Origin of the sequence: Geomonas silvestris (genome assembly GCF_014193515.1) — a bacterium.
GTDB lineage: Bacteria > Desulfobacterota > Desulfuromonadia > Geobacterales > Geobacteraceae > Geomonas > Geomonas silvestris.
The window spans coordinates 638,209-654,695 of record NZ_BLXX01000001.1; the positions used below are offsets into that span (position 1 = coordinate 638,209).

Annotated in this window: 12 protein-coding genes; 7 read left to right on the forward strand and 5 right to left on the reverse strand. The window is 63.5% G+C overall.

Annotated elements, in window-relative coordinates:
* Positions 1 to 124: 124 nt before the first annotated feature.
* From topA to GMST_RS02745, 3 genes are all read right to left on the reverse strand, one after another.
* Positions 125 to 2,497, reverse strand: a complete 2,373-nt coding sequence (gene topA / locus GMST_RS02735) for a type I DNA topoisomerase (protein ID WP_183353073.1) — start codon at positions 2,495 to 2,497, stop codon at positions 125 to 127.
* A gap of 82 nt (positions 2,498 to 2,579) precedes the next feature.
* A complete protein-coding gene (gene dprA / locus GMST_RS02740) occupies positions 2,580 to 3,653 on the reverse strand; it encodes a DNA-processing protein DprA (RefSeq protein ID WP_183353074.1) in 1,074 nt (357 codons plus the stop codon).
* Positions 3,654 to 3,673: 20 nt separating this feature from the next.
* The gene (locus GMST_RS02745; protein ID WP_183353075.1) at positions 3,674 to 4,696 is read right to left on the reverse strand and encodes a LysM peptidoglycan-binding domain-containing protein; all 1,023 of its coding nucleotides are present in this window, start codon (positions 4,694 to 4,696) and stop codon (positions 3,674 to 3,676) included.
* Between the two features lie 378 nt (positions 4,697 to 5,074).
* Between GMST_RS02745 and GMST_RS02750 the strand changes: the two genes are divergently transcribed.
* From GMST_RS02750 to GMST_RS02780, 7 genes are all read left to right on the forward strand, one after another.
* Positions 5,075 to 6,298: a peptidase U32 family protein gene (locus tag GMST_RS02750; protein WP_183353076.1), complete on the forward strand. Its 1,224-nt coding sequence runs from the start codon at positions 5,075 to 5,077 to the stop codon at positions 6,296 to 6,298.
* Complete coding sequence (locus tag GMST_RS02755; RefSeq protein WP_246399168.1) at positions 6,295 to 7,992, forward strand: glycosyltransferase family 39 protein; 1,698 nt, start codon at positions 6,295 to 6,297, stop codon at positions 7,990 to 7,992. Before GMST_RS02750 ends, GMST_RS02755 begins: the two co-directional genes overlap by 4 nt.
* 112 nt (positions 7,993 to 8,104) lie before the next feature.
* The gene (locus tag GMST_RS02760) at positions 8,105 to 9,268 is read left to right on the forward strand and encodes a DegT/DnrJ/EryC1/StrS family aminotransferase (RefSeq protein WP_183353077.1); all 1,164 of its coding nucleotides are present in this window, start codon (positions 8,105 to 8,107) and stop codon (positions 9,266 to 9,268) included.
* A gap of 48 nt (positions 9,269 to 9,316) precedes the next feature.
* Positions 9,317 to 10,249 carry a glycosyltransferase gene (locus GMST_RS02765; protein ID WP_183353078.1) on the forward strand — a complete coding sequence of 311 codons (933 nt, stop codon included), beginning with the start codon at positions 9,317 to 9,319 and terminating at the stop codon, positions 10,247 to 10,249.
* Between the two features lie 141 nt (positions 10,250 to 10,390).
* On the forward strand, positions 10,391 to 11,317 hold the full coding sequence (locus tag GMST_RS02770) for a formyltransferase (RefSeq protein ID WP_183353079.1): 927 nt from the start codon (positions 10,391 to 10,393) through the stop codon (positions 11,315 to 11,317).
* 122 nt (positions 11,318 to 11,439) lie between these two features.
* A complete protein-coding gene (locus tag GMST_RS02775) occupies positions 11,440 to 12,480 on the forward strand; it encodes a bifunctional UDP-4-keto-pentose/UDP-xylose synthase (RefSeq protein WP_183353080.1) in 1,041 nt (346 codons plus the stop codon).
* A gap of 289 nt (positions 12,481 to 12,769) precedes the next feature.
* Positions 12,770 to 13,654, forward strand: coding sequence for a 4-deoxy-4-formamido-L-arabinose-phosphoundecaprenol deformylase (locus GMST_RS02780; protein WP_183353081.1), 885 nt, complete (start codon positions 12,770 to 12,772; stop codon positions 13,652 to 13,654).
* Between the two features lie 83 nt (positions 13,655 to 13,737).
* Here GMST_RS02780 and GMST_RS02785 read toward each other — a convergent pair whose 3' ends face one another.
* Positions 13,738 to 14,682: a diguanylate cyclase gene (locus GMST_RS02785; protein ID WP_183353082.1), complete on the reverse strand. Its 945-nt coding sequence runs from the start codon at positions 14,680 to 14,682 to the stop codon at positions 13,738 to 13,740.
* Entirely contained in the window at positions 14,670 to 16,487 is a 1,818-nt protein-coding gene (locus GMST_RS02790) for a sensor histidine kinase (RefSeq protein ID WP_183353083.1), read from the reverse strand. Before GMST_RS02790 ends, GMST_RS02785 begins: the two co-directional genes overlap by 13 nt.

The window sequence follows — 16,487 nt, forward strand, 5'->3', positions numbered from 1 at the left end:
GACCGATCAGTCGAATCGGACTGGTCGGTCCCATGAAATAAATTGCAGGTGAAACGACAAGCGGGGCCGCAAAGGCCCCGCCGTAAAAGCGCAGTAAGCGCCGTACTGTGCCGCTGGCGCGCCCCTAGTCGGTGCTCTTCCAGTCGCACCCCTCTTTGGGGCACTTCAAGAACTCGCCCTGGCGCTTGTACACCTTCTTCACCAAAAGCGGGAAACCGCACTTGGGACAGGGCTGCTGCACCGGCTGGTCCCAGACGGCGAACTTGCACTCGGGGTAGCGGTTGCAGGAGTAGAAGAGCTTGCCGAAGCGGGACTTCTTCTCGATCAGCTCACCTTTGCCGCACTCGACACAGGTGATCCCGGTCCCCTTGGGCTTCACCAGGGGCTGGATGTTCTTGCAGTTGGGGTACGCCGAGCAGGCCAGGTACTTGCCGAAACGCCCGTCCTTGATGAGCATCTGGCTGCCGCACTTGTCACAGACCTCCTCGGACAAGACCGGCTCGACCACCTCACCGGTCTCCTTGTCGAGAGCCCTGATGTAGCGGCACTCGGGATACCCGGAGCAGGCGTAGAACTTACCGAACTTGCCGAGCTTCACCACCAGGGGCTTGCCGCACTCGGGGCAGACCTCGTCGGTCGCCTCGGTGGTGAGATCCGACTTGCTGAGCTCGGACTCCTTGTGCTTCAGGAGGTCGATAAAGGGTCCCCAGAACTGGTGCAACAGCGGCCGCCACTGCTTCTCGCCGCGCGAGACCATGTCGAGCTCTTCCTCGAGGTTCGCCGTGAAGTTGTAGTCCACGTACTGGGTGAAGTGGTTGGTCAAAAGGTCCGACACCACCATGCCGACGTCTTCGGGGAAGAAGCGCTTTTTGTCCAGGCGGGCGTACTTCCTCTCGGTGAGCGTGTTCATGATGGAGGCGTAGGTGGACGGACGGCCGATACCGTACTCCTCCAGGGTCTTCACCAGGCTCGCCTCGGTGTAGCGCGGCGGCGGCTGGGTGAAGTGCCGCTCGGGGAGGAGCTCTTTCAGGTCGAGCACTTCGCCCTCGGTCAAGGGCGGGAGCATCCCCTCCTTCTCTTCGACCTCGTCGTCGACCCCTTCGATGTAGAGCTTCATGAATCCGGCGAAGCGGATCACGGTGCCGGCGGTCCGGAAGCGGAAGCCCTCCCCTGCGGAGATCTCCACCGAGGTCTGGTCCAAAAGCGCCTCGGCCATCTGGCAGGCCACAGTGCGCTTCCAGATCAGGTCGTAGAGCTTGAACTGGTCCGAGGTGAGGTACTTCTTGAGCTCGATCGGGGTCTTGGAGATGTAGGTCGGCCGCACCGCCTCGTGCGCCTCCTGGGCGTTTTTCGACTTGTTCTTGAAGACGCGCGGCTTGGCGAGCGCGTAATCCTTGCCGTAGAGCGAGGTGATAAGCGCCTTCGCGTCGTCGAGCGCCACCTGGGAGAGCGCCACCGAGTCGGTACGCATGTAGGTGATGAGACCGACGGCCCCTTCCCCGATGTCGATACCCTCGTAGAGTTTCTGCGCGGTGGACATGGTCTTCTTGGCGGAGAAACCGAGCTTTCTGGCCGCCTCCTGCTGCAGCGTCGAGGTGGTGAACGGCGGCGAAGGCTGGCGCTTGCGCTCGCTCTTGGTGATCTTCTCGACCCGGTAGACCGGATTGACCGGCTTCTCGACCAGGCGGGGCTCGCCGGCGCTGCCGAGCGCCTTCGCCTCGCCTGCGCTCCCTTCCTCACCCTCGCGTGCGTTCACCGGCTGGAACTTCCGCCCACCCAACTGGCCGAAGAGCCGGAAGGCCGCCTCCTGGTCCGGGATGTCGAACTTGCCGAGCTTCTTGCCTTCGGCCTCGATGAGTGAAGCGCTCAGGTCCTTCTTCTTGCCGGTCTCGAGTTTTGCCGAGATGGACCAGTACTCGCGCTCCTTGAAGGCCTGGATCTCCTTCTCGCGCTCGCAGATCAGCCTGAGCGCCACCGACTGAACGCGCCCGGCGGAGAGCCCGTAGCGGATCTTCTTCCAGAGAAACGGCGACAGCGTGAAGCCGACCAGGTAGTCCAGGATGGAACGGGCCTGCTGGGCGTGCACCAGGTCGAGCGCGATGTTGCGCGGGTTTTGCACCGCGTTGACGATGGCATCCTTGGTGATCTCGTGGAACACCACTCGCTTGATGTCGAAGGGCGGCTTCTTGCCGTTATCGAGCCCAAGCGCTGCCAGAAGGTGCCAGGAGATCGCCTCCCCTTCGCGGTCGGGGTCAGTCGCGAGCAAAAGCGAGTTGATCCCCTTCAGTTCCTTCTTGATGGCGTCGATGTGCTTCTTGCTCTCCGGCAGCACCGCGTACTTAGGCTCGAATTCGTGGTCGATGTCCACCGAACCCTGCTTGCTGGGGAGCGCGCGCACGTGGCCGAAGGAGGCCAGCACCTTGTAGTCGGGCCCGAGAAATTTTTCTATGGTCTTCGCCTTGGCGGGAGACTCTACGATGACGAGATGCTGAGACATGTGACCACCTGGGTTATCGGATTGATCTGGTTCAAGCCCCTAGTGTAATGACCATTCGGGGAAAAGGCAAAAAAGCTTTTATTCAGGTGACGCTGAAGTGCTTGCCGGGGAGCTGCACGATGGCCCCTTTCAATTCGAGGCTCAAAAGCGTGGCGGATACCTCGCCGGGGGTGAGCGCGCTCTGGACGATGATCTCGTCGATCTGCAGCGCCCCGCGGCAAAGGAGCACGTAGAGCTCGGCCTCCCGGGGGGTAAGCGAGAACTCGGGCGGCCTCTCCGGATCGGCATCCGGACAGGGGAGCCGCAGCTCCTCCAGGATGTCCTCCACCCGCTCCACGAGCTTGGCCCCTTCCTTGATGAGGCCGTTTGCGCCCCGGCTGCCGCTCAGGGTGACGTTGCCGGGGACCGCGAAAACCTCGCGCCCCTGTTCCAGGGCGAACCGGGCGGTGATGAGCGAGCCGCTCTTCTCGCCCGCCTCCACCACCACGCCGCGCGAGATGGCGGAGATGATCCGGTTGCGCCGCGGGAAGTTTTCGGCCAGCGGCTCGGTCCCCAGGGGAAACTCGGAGATGAGCGCCCCCGTTGCTGCCACCGCTTCAAAGAGCGCCTGGTTCTCGGGCGGGTAGACCACGTCGATGCCGCAGCCAAGGACCGCGATGCTGCGCCCGCCCCCTTTCACCGCACCCCAGTGCGCCGCGGTGTCGATGCCGCGCGCCATCCCCGAGACCACGGCGACCTGGCAGCGGGAAAGGTCCCTGGCGAGTCTGGTGGCGGTGCACAGGCCGTACTGCGTGGCGCGCCGGGAGCCAACCAGGGCGACCGCCGGCTCGCTCCCCTTCAGTTCCCCCGTAACGAAGAGAAACGGAGGGGGGTCCGGGATCTCCATGAGGGGCTTCGGGTAGCGCTCCGAGAGGATGTCGACCACGCCGGCCCCGCAGGCCGCGAGACGTTCACATTCCCTGTCGGCAGCCGGGCGCCAGTTAAAGGCGCTAAGCGACTCCCGCGCCGCGGGACCGAGCCCCTTCACCTGAGCAAGCTCCGCGGCCGTTGCCTTCAGTGCGCGCTCCGGGGAACCGAAGTGCGCCAAAAGCCGCAGGAAGGTGACGTTGCCCACCTGGGGCACCGACTTCAGGGCGAACCAGTAGTAGTGATCCATGGGGTTCCCCCCGGAGGCGGCTACCTGGCCTTCTTGAGCTCCACGCGGTCGCCGCGGTAGACGGTGTCGACGCACTTGACGATGAGGGCGGTCGAGGTGTTGACGCCGGTCCGCACCACCACCAGGGCGCCGATCACCTCGACGGGGAGCTGCTCGATCTTCGCCAGGGTGTAGCGCTGGTCCGGCTTCACGTCGCGCACGATGTAGAGCAGGTTCCCGGCCTTGAGGCCGTGGGCGGTACCCAGGTCGAGGTAGACGGCATCCCCTACCGCGAGGGCCTGGTTGCCGGTCTGGCTCTCCACGATGTAACCCACCAGGTCGCGGTCCGCAGCCTTGAGCGGGACGTGCACCCGGCGCTCCTGGTAGGGGAGCAAGAAGGCACCGGCGCTGATTTCCTGGTAGGACTTGGTGATGATCGCCTTGGAAACCTTCGGGTCGACCTCGGAGAGCTGCAATTCGCCGAGCGGCAGGACGCGTTCGCCCAGGATCTCGTTGGTGACCGGGTGGCTCACCGCCCCCATTTTCTGATAGACGGTGAAGCGGTCGCCGACGTTGGCACCGTTCGCCCGGCCCACATCGGTATAGACGATGTCGTCGGTGCCGACGATGGCGCGGTTTTGGTGGGTCGAGACGATCACCCCGGCCGGAACGATCTGGCGCTCCATCAGGAAGCCTTCCGAACCGGTGATCTTGAACTCGCGCGCTGCGGCCGGCTCCTCAGCTGCCGCGACCGGGGCCTTCCCGGCGGGAGGCTGCGCCGCTTGCGGCCGGTTAGGGCGCGGCGCCTCCTCGATCTCGATCCGGTCGCTGTAAACCTTGATGCGCTGGCCGGGGTAGATGAAGTGGGGGTTGCCGACCGTGGGGTTCGCCGCCCAGAGATTGGGCCAGTAGTAGGGGTCGTTCAGAAAACGCTTGGACAGTCCCCACATCGTGTCGCCCGGCGCCACCGTGTAAATGGTAGGTTCTTCCTTAGTGGTCTGTGCCAGCGCCAGGGTCCCCGTCAGACAGAAAAAGAGCAGTGCTAAACAGACAGGCTTCTTCATACGCTCCTCGTAGGGCTTAGGGCGCCCCGGCCTCTCCCCTCATCCTGATGGACGAGGTCATTCAATAGACGCAGTTTTCAGTCCGAGCGGTTACCCGGTTTTCAGCCATCGGCTCATGAAGCAGCTGTTGAGCGGTGCGTCAATCGGCCGAAACCGAGCCTTCCACACCGACAAAAACCCAGTAAAAACGGGCCTTGAGCGCCTCCCCCGGGCAAAAATTTAACATAATTAAAGCTTTTTGGATGGCAATGTCAAGGAGAAAGCGCCCTTTTGGGGGTTCATTATAAGGGCCATCTGTGCTAGGATCGCGCTCCGGTTTGCAGGGCTTGCCCTCAGGTTTCCGGCGCTTATTTGAACTATTGAAAGGTCGTACCCTTCGTGAAAAAACCCGAACTCCTGGCACCGGCCGGGAACATGGAGAAACTCAAGGTCGCCATCCGCTACGGCGCCGACGCCGTCTACCTGGGCGGCAAGGCCTTCGGACTGCGCAACCTGGCCGACAACTTCACCATCCCCGAGCTTGACGAGGCCGTCGCCTACGCGCACCGGCACGGCGTCAAGGTCTACCTCACCCTCAACGCCTATCCCGGCAATGAAGGCATCGACCAATTGGGCGATTACTTGAGGGATATCGCGCACCTCCCGCTGGACGCCTACATCGCCGCAGACCCCGGGGTCATCGAACTGATCCAGGAGATCTCCCCCGGACGCGACATCCACCTCTCCACCCAGGCCAACACCACCAACTGGCGCAGCGTCCGTTTCTGGGAGAAACAGGGGATCCGACGGGTCAACCTGGCCCGCGAGATGCCGCTCGAGGAGATCCGCGAGACCCGCGAGCGCTCATCGATGGAGCTCGAGGCGTTCATACACGGCGCGATGTGCATCTCCTACTCGGGGCGCTGCCTGCTCTCAAGCGCGATGACCGGCCGCGACGCCAACAAGGGTGAGTGCACCCAGCCCTGCCGCTGGAACTACGCCATCGTCGAGGAGACCCGCCCCGGCGAGTATTTCCCGATCCACGAGGACGAGAGCGGCAGCTACATCTTCAACTCGAAGGACCTCTGCCTCATCGAACAGCTCCCCGAGCTGGTGCGAAGCGGGGTCGACTCGCTGAAGATCGAGGGGCGCATGAAGGGGATCTACTACGCGGCCAGCGTGATCCGGATCTACCGCGCCGCCCTTGACAGCTACTGCGCCGACCCGGAGCGCTACGAACTGAAGCGCGAGTGGCTCGCCGAGCTGAACAAGGTAAGCCACCGCGGCTACACCACCGGGTTCCTGCTCGGCAAGCCGCGCGACGTGGACCACGAGTACTGGTCGGACTACGTGCGCACCTACCAGTTCGTGGCGACGGTCGAGGAGCAGGCCGAGGCGGGGACCCTGCTCGGGGTGCGCAACCGGCTCGAGGTCGGCGACCGGCTGGAGCTCATAGGCCAGGGTGCCAGTTTCACCACCTTCACCCTCACCGCGATGCACAACGAGGCCGGGGAGCCGCTGCAGGTGGCCCACGCCAACCAGCGCATCGTCGTCCCCGGGATCCCCGAAGCCTGCCAGTTCGACCTGATCAGGCGCGAGAAAAAAGCCGAGGTTGCCTCATGATTTCACCCTTCAACGGATTGATGCGCTACCTGCGCCAGGAAAACGAAAGCCTCATGCGCGACCTGGGACTTTTGGCCATCGTCTTCGGCACGCTGTTCTTCCAGGGACTGGGGGCGCTGCCGCTCATCGACCCCGACGAGGGGCGTTACATCGAGATCCCGCGCGAGATGCTCTTGCGCCACGACTTCGTGACCCCGATGCTGAACGGGGTGAAGTACTTCGAGAAGCCCCCGCTGCACTACTGGCTGAACGCGCTCTCGCTGACCCTTTTCGGCGAGAACGAGTTCGCCGCGCGCTTCGCCGGCACCCTGTGCGGGCTTTTGACCGTGCTGGTCACCTACTACCTGGGGCGCCGGCTCATGGGGCGCCGTGTCGGGCTCTACGCCGCGCTCATCCTGGGGAGCACCGGCGGCTTCCTGGTGCAGGCCCGCATCAACTTCACCGACATGACCCTCAGCTTCCTTTTGACCTGCGCCTTTGGCTGCTTCGCCCTGGCCCAGCGCGAGGAGGAGCGCCAGAAGGGGCTTTGGTACTACCTCTTCTATATAAGTATGGGGCTTGCGGTGCTGGCCAAGGGACTCATCGGCATCGTGCTCCCCGGCGCCGTGATCTTCCTGTACCTGCTCTTCACCAAGAGGTGGCGCCTGCTCGCCGAGATGCGCCTTTTTACCGGCGGGTTACTCTTCTTCGCCGTCTGCGCCCCTTGGTTCGTGCTGGTGTCCTTGAGAAACCCGGAGTTCCCGCAGTTCTTCTTCATCCACGAGCATTTCCAGCGCTTCCTGACCAAGGTGCACCACCGCTACCAGCCGATTTGGTTCTTCGTCCCGGTGCTCCTGGCGACCCTGCTCCCCTGGTCCCCGCTCATCCCGGCAGCCTTGAAACGTGGCTGGACCGAGCGCCGCGGCACCGGAGCCACCCTCTTCCTGGTGCTCTGGGCCGTGGTGATCTTTGCCTTTTTCTCCAAGTCGAGTTCGAAGCTGATCCCGTACATCCTGCCGGTGTTCCCGCCGCTTGCGCTGCTCATCGGCGCCTGGCTCGAGCGCGGCAGCTCGCCCAGGAGCATGCGCTGGCACGCGGTCGGCGTCGGGACCCTGCTCCTCGCGCTGGGAACTGCGGCCATCGCCTACCCGCTTACCTTCCCGAAGCCCGAGATCGGGCTTCCCGAAGGGGTGCTGGTGGGCGGTCTCTTCCTGTGCCAGGGGGTGGCGGCGCTCATCTCAGGTTTTAGGGGAGAGCCGGTCCGTTTCCTCGCCACCATGGCCATCACGGCGTACTTCTTCTGCCTGATCGCCCCTCCGGTGATCTACGCCCGTGTGGTCCCCGACGTCGCCAACAAGGAGTTCTCCCAGGCCATCAACCAGAAGGCCGGCAAGGAGGTGCGTATCGCCTGCTACAGCGGCTACGAGCAGGGAATCGCCTTCTACACCCACCGCCGGGTGATCGTGGTGGGGGATCCTGACGAACTGACCTTCGGGCGGGACCAGGGGGGGCATGCGGAGTGGTTCCTGGACTTCGACGCCTTCCACAAGCTTTGGGACTCCGGCACGCCGCTTTTCACCACCATAAAGCAGCGCGACCTCCCGAAGCTTGAGGCTAACGTGAAGACTCCGATAACGGTCGTGACCAAGGTGGGGAGAAGGCTTTTGGTGAGCAACCGGCCGGTGGAAACCGGGCAGGTGCCGGCAAACCAGTAGGGCCGCTTTTATATACCGTATTCATTACGGCACGTTGCCCGAAATTGTTTGACCACCCGAACCGTTCGTGCAATATTGGCAGGTTGAAATTCCAGTGATCCGGAGGATCCCCATGCGCGAGAAATTTCTCCCGTTTTCCATACCGACCATCGGCGAAGAAGAGATCAACGAAGTCGTCGACTCCCTTAAAAGCGGCTGGATCACCACCGGTCCCAAGGTGAAGCGCTTCGAGGAGGCCTTCAAGGCCTACGTCGGCGCTCCCTACGCGGTGCCCCTCGCCTCGGCGACCGCCGGCCTGCACCTGGCCATCCTGGCGCTGAGCCTGAAGCCGGGGGACGAGGTGATCACCACCCCGATGACCTTCGCCGCCACGGTGAGCATGATCGTCCAGGGGGGCGGCACGCCGATCCTCGCCGACATCGAGCCGGGGACGCTCAACGTCGACGTGAAGGCGATGCGCGCCAAGATCACCCCGCGCACCCGGGCACTCATCCCGGTGCACTTCGCCGGCCAGCCCTGCGACATGGACGAGATTTTCGCCCTGGCCCGCGAGTTCAACCTGACCGTCATCGAAGACGCCGCCCACGCCGTCGGCACCGAGTACAAGGGCGCCCGGATCGGCTCGCTGGACAGCATCTCGATCTTCTCGTTCCACCCGATCAAGAACATCACCACCGGCGAAGGGGGGATGGTCGTCACCCGCGACGAGCGCCTGGCCGAAGAAATCTCCCTCATGAAGTTCCACGGGATGAACCGCGAAGCCTGGAAGCGCTACGAGGCGAGCGGCACCCCCAACTACGACATCATGATGCCGGGCTTCAAGTACAACATGATGGACCTGCAGGCGGCGCTCGGGCTGCACCAGCTGGAGAAGCTGGACCGCTTCATCGAGATGCGCACGATCATCGCGAACCTCTACAACGAGGCCTTCGCCGAGGTCCCCGAGATCGTGACGCCCAAGGAAGTCCCCTACGAGCACCGCCACGCCTGGCACCTGTACACCCCGCTCGTCAAGATCGAGGACCTGACCATCGACCGCGACGCCTTCATGGCGCAGCTCAAAGGCGAAAACATCGGCACCGGCCTGCACTTCAAGGCGATCCACCACCACCCCTACTACCGCGATCTCTTGAAGATCCAGCCGGGCGAGCTCCCCAACGCCGACTACGCCTCGGAGCGCATCCTCTCCCTGCCGCTCTTCCCGCTCATGACGCTGGAAGACGCCAAGGACGTGGTCGCCGCGGTGAAGACGGTGATCGCCCGCAACAGACGCTGACCCAGAGCCAGCGCCGAATCCTACTGCTCGGAGAATCTGGAATCAGTCATGGATAAACCGTACGTTTCTATCGTCGTTCCCGCCTACAATGAGGAAGGGAACCTCAACCCGCTCATGGAGCGCCTGCTTCCGGTCATGCGCGGTCTCGGCAAGCCGTTCGAGATCATCTTCACCGACGACGGCTCCCGCGACCGCACCCTGAGCATCCTGAAGGGGATGCTGCCGAGCGTCCCGGAACTGAGGCTCATCGAGTTCAACGGCAACTTCGGGCAGCACATGGCCATCCTGGCCGCCTTCGAGAAGAGCTCGGGCGAGATCGTGATCACCCTCGACGCCGACCTGCAGAACCCGCCCGAGGAGATCCCGCGCCTGATCGCCGAGATCGAGAAGGGGCACGACGTGGTCGGGACCATCCGGCTCAAGCGTCAGGACACCTTCTTCCGGAAGGCGGCCTCGCGCGTCGTCAACATCACCACCAACAAGATGACCGGCATGAAGATGAGCGACTACGGCTGCATGCTGCGCGCCTACCACCGCGACGTCGTCGACAACATCAACCACTGCCAGGAGACCACCACCTTCATCCCGGCGCTGGCGCAGACCTTTGCCGCCAACCCGACCGAGATCGAGGTGGGGCACGCCGAGCGCGGCGAAGGTGAGAGCAAGTACTCCCTGTACCGGCTGATCCGGCTCAACTTCGACCTGATGACCGGCTTCTCGGTGGTGCCGCTGCAGCTCTTCGCGCTGATGGGGATCCTGACCTCGGTGGCCTCGGTCGGTTTCGCAGTGTTCCTGATGATCCGCCGCTTCATCATCGGCGCCGAGGTGGAGGGGGTCTTCACCCTGTTCGCCATCCTGTTCTTCTTCATCGGGATCGTCATCTTCGGCATCGGCCTGGTGGGCGAGTACGTGGGGAGGATCTACCAGGAGGTCCGCAAGCGTCCGCGCTACGTGGTGCGCCGGGTGCACGGCTTCCAGTAGCCGCGGGAGATCGGAAAAGCTAAGGACTTGCCACGGAGACACGGAGAAAATCGGAGGAAAGGCTTTTAAGCTGGAAACCCGAAGGCTTTTACTTCTCCGCATTTCTCCCAGATTTTGCTCCGGGGCTCAAGAGGTGTACTGGTGGAAAAGAAGAAGACGCTCGTCGTCTGTGCCTATCATAACGTCGGCTACCGCTGTCTCGAGGAGCTCTTGCGCCAGGACGCGGACGTCGCCATGGTGTTCACCCACGACGACTCTCCCAGCGAGGAGATCTGGTTCGCCTCGGTGCGCGAGCTCGCCGAGCGCCACGGCATCCCGGTGATGACCTCGGACATCAACCTGAAGGAGAACATCGAGCTGCTCAAAGAGCTCGCGCCGGACCTTTTGCTCTCCTTCTACTACCGGAACATGATCCGCGAGGAAGTGCTGGAGACCCCCCGGCTGGGCGCGCTCAACCTGCACGGCTCCTACCTCCCCAAGTACCGCGGCAGGGTCCCGGTGAACTGGGCGGTGATCAACGGCGAGAGCGAGACCGGCGCCACGCTGCACTACATGGTCGCCAAACCGGACGCCGGCGACATCGTGGACCAGGAGAAGGTCGCTATCGACTTCACCGACACCGCGTTCGACGTCTTCAACAAGGTGACCGAGGCCGCGGTCAAGGTGCTGGCCCGCTCCTACCAGCCGCTCATCGAAGGGCGCGCACGGCGCATCCCGATGGACCTGGCAGCGGGAAGCTACTTCGGCGGCCGCAAGCCCGCCGACGGCAGGATCGACTGGCAAAAAAGCGCGGTGGAGATCTACAACCTGATCCGCGGGGTGACGCACCCCTACCCCGGCGCCTTCACCTGCCTGAACGGCAAGAAGGTCCTGATCTGGAGCGCACGCCCCACCGAGGGCCAGGGCGAACCGGGCAGGATCGTGAGCAGCACCCCGCTCCTGGTCGGTACCGGGTCCGGGCTTTTGGAGATCGAGCGTTTGCAGGAAGAGGAGAGCGGCGAGCTCGACGCGACCGCCTTCGCCGTCCAGACCGACCTCACCGGAAGCAGTTTCGGCAGCGCGAGCTGATTCTCTGCGCTGCACCAAAGTCGCACTACCCGTGTTCCGGCAGGACCTGCCTTGGGCACGCCACCTGCCCCGGCCTCAGGTCAACCGGCAGATATCAATCACGTTTTTAGATTGGAGACCACATGAAAGTTCTTATCCTCGGCGTCAACGGCTTCATCGGCAACGCGCTAACCAGAAGGATCCTCGATACCACCGACTGGGAAGTCTACGGCCTGGACATGAGCTGCGACAAGCTCGAGCACTCCATGGGACATCCCCGCTTCAACTTCCTCGAGGGTGACATCACCATCAACAAGGAATGGATCGAGTACAACATCAAGAAGTGCGACGTGGTGCTCCCGCTGGTGGCCATCGCCACCCCGGTTACCTACGTGAAGGATCCGCTGCGCGTCTTCGAACTGGACTTCGAGGAGAACCTGAAGATCATCCGCCAGTGCGTGAAATACAAGAAGCGGGTCATCTTCCCCTCCACCTCGGAAGTCTACGGCATGAGCCCGGACGCCGAGTTCGACGAGGAGAACTCCCCGCTCATGCTGGGTCCGATCAACAAGGAGCGCTGGATCTACTCCTGCGCCAAGCAGATGCTGGACCGCGTCATCTACGCGTACGGCGAGCACGAAGGGCTGCGCTACACCCTGTTCCGCCCCTTCAACTGGATCGGCCCCAAGCTCGACTCCATCTCCACCGCCAAGGAAGGGAGCTCGCGCGTCCTCACCCAGTTCCTCTACAACATCCTGGCCGGCGAGCCGATCTCCCTGGTGGACGGCGGCAACCAGCGCCGCTCCTTCACCTTCATCGAGGACGGCATCGACTGCCTCATGAAGATCATCGAGAACCGCGACGGCTGCGCCGACGGGAGCATCTTCAACATCGGCAACCCGACCAACGACCTGTCGGTGAAAGAGCTGGCCTTGAAACTGCGCGACATGGTGAAGCAGTACCCGGACTACGCCGAGAAGGCGGAGAACTGCAGCATCGTCGAGACCACCTCGGACAGCTTCTACGGCAAGGGGTACCAGGACATGCTGACCCGCGTGCCGTCCGTGAAGAACGCCAAGAACAAGCTGGGCTGGGAGCCCAAGACCAGCATCGACGACGCTCTGAAGCAGACCCTCGACTTCTACCTCATCGAGCAGAGGGAGAAGATCGAGCATCTGCTGTAATCAATTGACGGTTGACAATGGACAATGGCAATTAACACCTGAATCAATTCACAATTGACGATGGACAATTGACAATTAGGCAGCATGACACAGAAAAGGGGACAGGCACCAGTGGAGCCCGTCCCCTTTAACTTGCAGCAGGTAAAATACCGTGAGCGAAACCAACAACGAAGTATCCAAGGACCAGAAAGCAGGAAGCTCAACCGACTCATCGTCAATTATCAATCGTCAATCGTCAACTGATTCCCAATCGTCAACTGATTCCCAATCGTCAATTGTCAATTGTCCATTGTCCATTGCTTTTAAAGTTGACGTCGACACCTACGCCGGCACCCGCGACGGGGTCCCGCGCCTGCTGGAGATCATGGAGCGCGCCGGGATCAAGGCGACCTTCTACTTCTCGATGGGACCGGATAACTCTGGAAAGGCGATCCGGCGCATCTTCACCCGCAAAGGGTTTTTGCAAAAGATGCTGCGCACCGGCGCCCCCAGTGCCTACGGCCTGCGCACCATGCTCTACGGCACGCTCCTGCCGGCTCCCGATATCGCCGCCTCTTTCCCGGAGATACTCAAGCAGACCGCCGCCCGGGGACACGAAACCGGCGTGCACTGCTGGGACCACGTCTACTGGCACGACTACCTCCCCCGTTTGAGCCGCGATAAGGTCTCCTCCGAGCTCAGGCGCGCTGCGGATCTCTTCCAACGCATCATCGGCAGCGCACCACGTTCGACCGCCGCCCCGGGCTGGACCGTCTCCGCGACCTCGCTGGAGTTGCAGGATTCCATGAACCTCGAGTACTGCAGCGACGGCCGAGGCTACGCCCCGTTCTATCCCGTTTTCGACGGCAAGCGCTTCTACACCCTGCAGATCCCCAGCACCTGGCCCACGCTCGACGAGATCCTGGGCGCCAACGGCATCGACGCCGACAATGTGAACGACTTCTACCTCTCGCAGATGAAAAGCGGCCTGAACGTCCACACCATCCATGCCGAGATGGAAGGCGGCGTCATGGCCGACTCGTTCATCGAACTGGTCGAACGCCTCAAGCTCATGGGGGCACGTTTCGTCACCTTGGGCGAGGTCGCCCGCGCCTGCCGCGACAGCGCCCCCGACGCCCCGCTCTCCATGGGAGAAATCCCGGGGCGCGCCGGCCTGGTCGCCATCCAGGGATAAACGCTAAAAGGGACAGGCACCGCCAGGTGCCTGTCCCCTTTTCCCTTCCGTCCCTCTTTTCCTCTTTTTCCTTCCCCCCTCCCCTACTCCGCAACCACCCTGTTCCTACCGCCGTGTTTGGCCTGGTAGAGCCGCTGGTCCGCGCAGGCGAGGATAGCCTTGGCATCGGGACCGTCGCCCGGGTAGCTGGCGACCCCGACGCTGATGGTCACCCGCCCCAGCGGCTGCCGCTCCCGCCCCGGGAAGCGCTCCTGCTCCACCTTGACCCTCAACGCCTCGGCGATCCTGACCGCCGCCTGCTTGGGGGTGTCCGGCAGCAAGAGCACGAACTCCTCACCTCCGTAGCGCGCCGCCAGGTCCGAGCTGCGCAGGTGCGACACCAAAAGCTCGGAAAGCCTGCGCAAAAGCTTGTCCCCGTCGGGATGCCCGTGCGTGTCGTTGTAGGCCTTGAAGTTGTCGACGTCCATGAAGGCGATGGAGCAGGGCCTGCCGGAGCGGTTCGTGCGGGCGATCTCCAGGGCCAGCGCCTCCTGGAAGTGCCGGTGGTTGTACAGGGCGGTAAGCCCGTCGCGCACCGCCATCTCCTTGAGGACGCTGTTCACCTCCTGCAGCTCGCTGTTGGCACGCTGCAGCTGGTTCAGAAGTTCCCGGTTCTGCGCCACCAGCCTGGCCTTCTCCGCCGCCCTCCCGGCCACTGCGGAGATGAGGTCCAGGCTCTCAAACGGCTTCACCAGGTAGTCGTAGGCACCGTTGCGCATCGCCGAAAGGGCCGTGTCGAGCGAGGCGTGACTGGTCATGATCACCACCTGGGTGTCCGGGTTGTGGCGCTTGATCTCCTCTAGGAGCTCGATGCCGCTCATCCCCCCCATCCGGATGTCGGTGATCACCAGCGGGTGCGATTTCTCCCTGAAGACCGCCAAGGCCTCTTCGCCGCTGGCAGCCTCCGCCACTTCGAACCCGTCGGCACTAAGCACCTGTGAAACGACACTTCTCAAGGTTTCCTCGTCATCTACCACTAACAGTTCCATAGATCCTCCCCGACCGTAGCCGTGACTAAAACCGCCCCCGTTGCTGCGGGAAGCGTGATGATGAAGGTGGTTCCCGCTCCGATTGCACTCTCCAGCCTGATCTCTCCGCCATGGTCCTTGACGATGCCGTAGCTCACCGAAAGCCCGAGCCCGGTCCCCTGCCCCACCGGTTTGGTGGTGAAGAAGGGCTCGAAGATCCTCGCCTGGATCTCCTCCGGGATGCCGGGGCCGGTGTCCGCCACCCGCAGTTCCACCCCGCCCCGGTCCGTTCTCCGTGCCGCCAGGCGCACCGTCCCGCTGCTCCCGGCCATCGCCTGCTGGGCGTTGATCATCAGGTTCATGAGCACCTGCTGCAGCTGGTTCGCGTTCCCCCGGCAGACCGGGAGGTCGCAGCCGAGTTCCTGTTCCACCTTGATGCTGTGGATGCCGAGCTGGTGGTCCACGATGGCGACGGCATCGGCGACCACCTGCGGGATGTCCACGTCGTCGAAGACCACCTGTTCCTGCCGGGCGAACTTGAGCAGGTTCTCGATGATGGTCTTGCAGCGCTTGGTCTCCTTCTCGATGATCAGGAGGTTCTTCTGCAGGGGATGCCCCTGTTCCACCCCGCGCAACGAGAGCTGGGTGATCCCGAGGATCCCGGCGAGCGGGTTCTTCACCTCGTGGGCGATACCCGCACCCAGCGAGCCGAAGGCGGCCATCTTCTCGGACTGCACCAGCTGCCCGTAGAGGTCCTTGAGCGCCCGCTCGCGGGTGTGCAGCTCGGACGCCATGCGGGTGAACGACTCGGCCAGGGCGCCGATCTCGTCGCCTGTGTCGGCCTTGACCTCGATGTCGAAGCGCCCCTGCCCCACCATGCGGGTCGCCTTGGAGAGCTCCTCGATGGGGCGGGTCAGCCGGTGCGACCAGTAGAGGCTCAATAACGCCGCCGCCCCGAGAAGGGAGAGCGACAGGAGTAAGAGATCCCCCAGAAGCTCGCGCGAGGTGAGGTAGGCCGCGCTCTTGCGGATCTGCACCCCGGCGGTCAGCCCGCCGCAGCGCACCGGAGAGAAGCCCCCCACCATGCCGTTGCCGTGTTCCTGGTACTCCATGGTCATCCCGGGGGTGCGCAACCCCCTGACCCGCCCCCACCAGGCGCCCGGCGCCGGGGTGCCGATGCGCGAGCGCTCCGAGTGGGCGAGAAAGCGCCCCTCAGCGTCCAGCAGGAAGGTCTCGAAGACCCGGGAGTGGCGCGCCAGCCCCTGAAGCTTGTCGAAGCGGATCACCGCGGAGGTGGTCACGTTCAGCGCGCCGTCCGGGGTGGGCTCGGTGACGGTCAGGGTGAGCGTGGGGAGCTTCGCCGAGACGGTGGAGTTCTCCAGGTAGGGTTCCCCCACCTTGAGCCCGGCGGGGAGCGGGTGCGCGGCCCGGTACCCCAAAAGCGCGTCCTTGGAAAGCCCCGCCGCGGCAAGTGCCGCCTGGTCGAAGACGGTCTCCTCGCCGTTTAAGTCGCTTCTGGTTACCATGAGGAACTCGCCGAACTCCTGGAACAGCCCGTTTAAGACCTCCTGGCGCCCCTGCAGGTCGTCGCGTCCCACGACCCGCGCAAAGAGCCGCAGGCGCTCCCGGTAGACGACCATCAGGGCGTTGGCCTCCTGGGCGGTGTGCAGCACCACCGTGGAGGTGAGGTCGTGGATATAGGCGGTCTTGTCGACGTGGAACAGCCGCGCCATGGTGAAGGTGATCAGGCTCAGTACCACGGTGACCCCGAGCAGCTGGGCCAACAGCACCTTGAACCTGAGCGGGAACTTGAGTTTGCCGTGCAT

What these genes read in the sequence shown, in the direction of transcription:
- topA (WP_183353073.1), bottom strand. Translation starts at nt 2,497, where the DNA reads ATGTCTCAGCATCTCGTCATCGTAGAGTCTCCCGCCAAGGCGAAGACC.
- dprA (WP_183353074.1), bottom strand. Translation starts at nt 3,653, where the DNA reads ATGGATCACTACTACTGGTTCGCCCTGAAGTCGGTGCCCCAGGTGGGC.
- GMST_RS02745 (WP_183353075.1), bottom strand. Translation starts at nt 4,696, where the DNA reads ATGAAGAAGCCTGTCTGTTTAGCACTGCTCTTTTTCTGTCTGACGGGG.
- GMST_RS02755 (WP_246399168.1), top strand. Translation starts at nt 6,295, where the DNA reads ATGATTTCACCCTTCAACGGATTGATGCGCTACCTGCGCCAGGAAAAC.
- GMST_RS02760 (WP_183353077.1), top strand. Translation starts at nt 8,105, where the DNA reads ATGCGCGAGAAATTTCTCCCGTTTTCCATACCGACCATCGGCGAAGAA.
- GMST_RS02765 (WP_183353078.1), top strand. Translation starts at nt 9,317, where the DNA reads ATGGATAAACCGTACGTTTCTATCGTCGTTCCCGCCTACAATGAGGAA.
- GMST_RS02775 (WP_183353080.1), top strand. Translation starts at nt 11,440, where the DNA reads ATGAAAGTTCTTATCCTCGGCGTCAACGGCTTCATCGGCAACGCGCTA.
- GMST_RS02785 (WP_183353082.1), bottom strand. Translation starts at nt 14,682, where the DNA reads ATGGAACTGTTAGTGGTAGATGACGAGGAAACCTTGAGAAGTGTCGTT.
- GMST_RS02790 (WP_183353083.1), bottom strand. Translation starts at nt 16,487, where the DNA reads ATGCACGGCAAACTCAAGTTCCCGCTCAGGTTCAAGGTGCTGTTGGCC.